Origin of the sequence: Paraburkholderia sp., assembly GCF_035501035.1 — a bacterium.
Lineage (GTDB): Bacteria > Pseudomonadota > Gammaproteobacteria > Burkholderiales > Burkholderiaceae > Paraburkholderia.
Genome location: NZ_DATJWR010000471.1, coordinates 1 through 4,605 on the forward strand (window position 1 = coordinate 1; position 4,605 = coordinate 4,605).

Consider the following 4,605-nt stretch of genomic DNA (forward strand, 5'->3'; position numbering starts at 1 on the left):
GCAGCTCGATCTGCTCGCCACCGGTGAGTTTCGCTGGAACGGCGAGGCGTGGCCGGGTGTGCGGGTGGACTGGAGCATCCAGCAAGACGATTACGATGCCCGCGATCAGCATTCGGGCGCAGCCGATGCGGACGCCGACGACATTCCATGGCGTACGCGGCTCACGCTTGCGCTGCCGAAGCTCGGCACCGTCGACGCGGAACTCTCGCTCACGGGCACCACGCTCGCCGTGCGCGTGCAGGCAAGCGCAGGTGGCGCCGCGCGCCTCTCGGCCGAAAGCGACGCGCTGCGCGGGCGGCTGGAAGCACTCGGGCTCACGCTCGCGGGGCTGTCGATCCGCGAGATCGGCAGCGGCGCGAACGCGAGCTCCGCCGAGGCAGCAAGAGCCGCGAGCGCCTACGCGGCGCAAACCGGGCCGGCGAGCGCCGCGGAACACGCGCAGGCGGCGGCCGCCACGTCGGGTGCGCCCGGTGCGCCCGGCGCACGACACGCCGCGGGCGCGCACGACCACGACTGGGAGCTGTGATGAGCCGCATGCACCGCAAGAGCGCCGCGGCGCTCGCCTACGACGCGCCCGAGGCGGACGGCGCGCCGCGCGTGGTCGCGAAGGGTTACGGCCTCGTCGCGGAGATGATCGTGCAGCGCGCGAAGGAAGCGGGCCTCTACGTGCACGAGGCGCCGGAGATGGTGTCGCTGCTGATGCGCGTGGACCTCGACGCGAAGATCCCGCCGCAGCTCTATCAGGCGGTGGCTGAACTGCTTGCGTGGCTGCACCGCCTCGAGGCCGGCGATGGCGCCAGGGCCACGGAAACGGCCGGAGGGCCAGGCGGCCAGCCCGCCGACGCCGCAGCCACCGCTGCCCGGGACGTTCGCGACATTCGCGACATTCGCGAGAGCGGCGGGAGCCGTGGCGGCCGGCCCGCGCTGCCCGGTTTCAAACCTTCAACATCAACTTGATCAGCAGGCCGACCAGTTTGCCGTAAGGCGGCGCGATGAATGCGCGCGCGTTCAAGCGCGCCTGGGTGAACACGGGCTTCATCTTCGAGAACGTGACGAAGCCGTCGTAGCCGTGATACGCGCCCATACCGCTCGCGCCGACGCCGCCGAACGGCAGCCCTTCGGCGGCGACGTGCATGAGCGTTTCGTTTACCGACATGCCGCCCGCCACCGTTTCGCGCGTCACGCGCTCGACTGTGGGAGCGTCGTCGGCGTAGAGATAGAGCGCGAGCGGGCGAGGGCGCGAATTCACATAGCGCAGCGCTTCGTCGAGCGTGTCGTAGGGCACGAGCGGCAAGAGCGGCCCGAAGATTTCCTCCTGCATGAGCGCTGTCTCGCTGGCCGCGTTCGTCACGACGACGGGCGCGAAGCGCCGCGCGGCGGCATCGTGGCCGCCGAGCGCGTGCAGCTGTGCGCCGCCTGCCTCGGCCTCTTCGGCGAGGCGCCGCAGGCGCTCGAAGTGGCGCGCCGAAATGATCGACGTGTAGTCGCGGTTGGCGAGGAAGTCGGGGTAAAGCTGCGCGAAGCGCGTGCGGGCGCGCGCGATGAACGCTTCTTCCTGGCCGCGCGGCAGCAGCACGTAGTCGGGCGCGATGCAGGTTTGCCCGGCGTTCAGCGTCTTGCCGAGCAACAGGCTGTCGACGGCATAGTCGAAGCGCGCATGCTCGCCGATGATCGCGGGCGACTTGCCGCCCAGTTCGAGCGTGACCGGCGTGAGATTCGCGGCCGCCGCACGCATGACCTCGTGCCCGACTCGCGTCGACCCCGTGAAGAGCAGATGGTCGAATGGCAGCGCGCTGAAGGCGGCGCCCACCGAGGCGTCGCCGTTGACCACGGCCACATGGTCGCGCGCGAAGGTCTTGCCGATCAGCTCCTCGAAGAGCGCCGAGGTGCGCGGTGTGAGCTCCGACATCTTGATCATGGCGCGATTGCCGGCCGCGAGCGCGCAGACGAGCGGGCCCGCGCCAAGCAACAGCGGATAGTTCCACGGCACGACGATACCCGCCACGCCGAGCGGCTGCGGCACCACTTTCGCGCGCCCCGGCAGCAACCACTTGCCCACCGGGCGCCGGCGCGGCTTCATCCAGCGTGCGCCGTGCTTCAACGCGGAATCGATCTCCTGCTTGAGCACGACGAACTCCGCGAGCGCGACTTCCGCCTTCGAGCGCTGGCCGAAGTCGGCGTTCATGGCCTCGGCGAGCGCATCGCGATGCGCGAAGAGCACGTCGCGCAGCGCCTTCAGGTTGCGTGCGCGCACCTCCCATGAAGGAAACGGCTCGCGCAGGAAGGCCTCGCGTTGCGCGGCGAGCATGGCGCGCGGATCGTCGGACGCGGCGCGCGCGTTCTCGGGTGCGCTTGCGGGACGGGAGAGGGAGTCGGGCAGGTCCTGCTTCATGGTCGGTCCTTGTGGGCTTCGCCGGCGGTTTGACGCCTGGGCGATCGGAGCAAGCGGGTTATTGGATCAGTCGGAGCGATCGGAGCGATCGGTTCAGTCGGGGCGATCGGTTCAGTCGGAGCAATCGGTTCAGCCGGAGCGATCGGGGCGATTGGGGCAATCGGCTCAGTCGGGTCAAGCGGCTCAGCCGGAGCACGCGGATCGGTTCTCACCGCATCGGGAACGCTCGCTCGACGATCGCCGCGTGATCGAAACGCGCGGGCAGCGTGCCGAACACGCGGTCGCAATCGGCGTCGTGCTCGGCAAGGCGTGTGGCGATAAACGCATCCGCCACTTCCGGCGGCCCTTCGCGCAGCAGCATGGCCTGCGCGATCAGCACGATCTGCTGCGCGATGCGCCGCGCGCTCGCTTCGCGCGTGCCCGGCGCGCCGTTGAGCAGCACCGAGAGCCGGTCGAGCGCCGCGTCGAGCACGGGGTGAGTCTGCGCGTCGCGCCGCCATGCGAGAAAGAGCGCCTGCGCGGCATCGGCCTCGCGTTCGAGCGCGCGCAGGACGTCGAGGCACATCACGTTGCCCGAGCCTTCCCAGATCGAGTTGACGGGCGCTTCGCGGTAGAAGCGCGCCATCGGCCCTTCCTCCACATAGCCATTGCCGCCCCACACCTCCATCGCCTCGCCCGTGAACGCGAGCGCACGCTTGCAGACCCAGAACTTCGCCGCCGGCGTGACGATGCGCCGCCAGGCGCGTGCTTCCAGCGAGTGCATGTCGGGTTCTGCGTCCGGGGTTTCGATCGTCGCGTCCGCTCTTGCGTCGGCGCTGTCCTCGAACGCACGCGCGAGGCGCATGAAGAGCGCCGTCGCCGCTTCCGATTCGAGCGCGAGATCGGCGAGCACGTTCTGCATGAGCGGTTGTTCGGCGAGCACACGGCCAAACGCGCTGCGGTGGCGCGCGTGATGGATCGCCTGCACGAGGGCCGCGCGCATGAGCGCCGCGCTGCCGATCACGCAATCGAGCCGCGTGTAGTTCGCCATCTCGATGATGGTGGCCACGCCTCGGCCTTCATCGCCGATCATCAGGCCGTATGCGTCGAAGAACTCCACTTCGCTGCTCGCGTTCGAGCGATTGCCGAGCTTGTTCTTCAGGCGCTGCACCAGAACGGCGTTCTTCGTGCCGTCGGGCCGGTAGCGCGGCACGAAGAAGCATGAGAGACCGTCGTGCTCCGTCGTGCGCGCGAGTACGAGATGCGCGTCGCACTGCGGCGCCGAGAAAAACCACTTGTGCCCGGTGAGGAGATATGCCGCGCCGCGCCCCGTCGCGACGCCGGCAGCACGCGCCGTGGTGCGGTTGCTGCGCACGTCCGAGCCGCCTTGCTTCTCGGTCATGCCCATGCCGATCATCATCGAACGCTTCTGGGCGAGCGGCACATCGCACGCGTCGTGCTCGCGCGAATAGAGCGGCGCGCGCAGCGTTTCGAACAGCGCCGGTTCGCGCTGCAGCACGGGGATGCTCGCGAACGTCATGGTGAGCGGGCACAGCGAGCCCGATTCGAGCTGCGCGTGCAGGAAGTAGCCGGCGCAGCGCGCGACCATCGCGCCGGGACGCGGGTCCGAGAACGGCAGCGCATGCAGCCCATGCTCGCGCAACAGCGCGAGCAACTGATGCCACGCGGGGTGGAATTCGATGGCGTCGATGCGCTCGCCGCGCGGGCTGTGCGTATGCAGTTCGGGCTCGTGGCGGTTGGCGAGATCGGCTAGCGCCAGCGTTTCGGCTTTGCCTAGCAACTCGCCCTCACGCTCCAGCGTTTCGCGGTGCCAGTCTGCGCCCGCGCGGGCCAGTGCCTCGCCGAGCGCGGCGTCGGTGGTGAACAGGTTGTAGCCGGCGAGCGGCGGCGCCTGGTTCGTGACTTCGTGGGTCGTGCCGGTGCAATGCGTGTCGGTTTTCGAGGTCATTTGCCTGTCTCCTTTTGTTGCGCTTGCTCTGGTTCCTTTGCGGTTTGTGTCTTTTCTCTTGGGACCTCTTTTTGTCGTGGTTCTTGTTGTTTTGGCCTTTCCTTGTTTTCGTGTCGGTGTGCAGGCGTTGCCCCTGTGCGGGGCGGCACCTACTTTTCTTTGCAGCGGTGTATGGACCGGAGACATGGGTAACAGGTGTGCGGAGACATGGGTAACACATGATCCGCTCATTCCTGCTGGTTCAGGTTGATGGTTCCGAAGCGGT

General features: G+C 68.5%; 4 protein-coding genes. 2 read left to right on the forward strand and 2 right to left on the reverse strand.

All coding sequences use genetic code 11. The features are described from left to right. Together VMJ11_RS32660 and VMJ11_RS32665 are read left to right on the forward strand one after the other, a co-directional pair. The coding region (locus tag VMJ11_RS32660) for a flagellar hook-length control protein FliK (RefSeq protein ID WP_325625200.1) at positions 1-526 on the forward strand (526 nt) is incomplete at its 5' end. Beyond that, a complete protein-coding gene (locus tag VMJ11_RS32665) occupies positions 526-957 on the forward strand; it encodes an EscU/YscU/HrcU family type III secretion system export apparatus switch protein (protein ID WP_325625202.1) in 432 nt (143 codons plus the stop codon). The genes VMJ11_RS32660 and VMJ11_RS32665, both read left to right, overlap by 1 nt. Here VMJ11_RS32665 and VMJ11_RS32670 read toward each other — a convergent pair. Then, the gene (locus VMJ11_RS32670; protein WP_325625204.1) at positions 935-2,392 is read right to left on the reverse strand and encodes a coniferyl aldehyde dehydrogenase; all 1,458 of its coding nucleotides are present in this window, start codon (positions 2,390-2,392) and stop codon (positions 935-937) included. The two genes, VMJ11_RS32665 and VMJ11_RS32670, sit on opposite strands and share 23 nt — an antisense overlap. A 208-nt stretch (positions 2,393-2,600) precedes the next feature. Next, positions 2,601-4,340: an isovaleryl-CoA dehydrogenase gene (locus VMJ11_RS32675; RefSeq protein ID WP_325625206.1), complete on the reverse strand. Its 1,740-nt coding sequence runs from the start codon at positions 4,338-4,340 to the stop codon at positions 2,601-2,603. Positions 4,341-4,605: the final 265 nt, after the last annotated feature.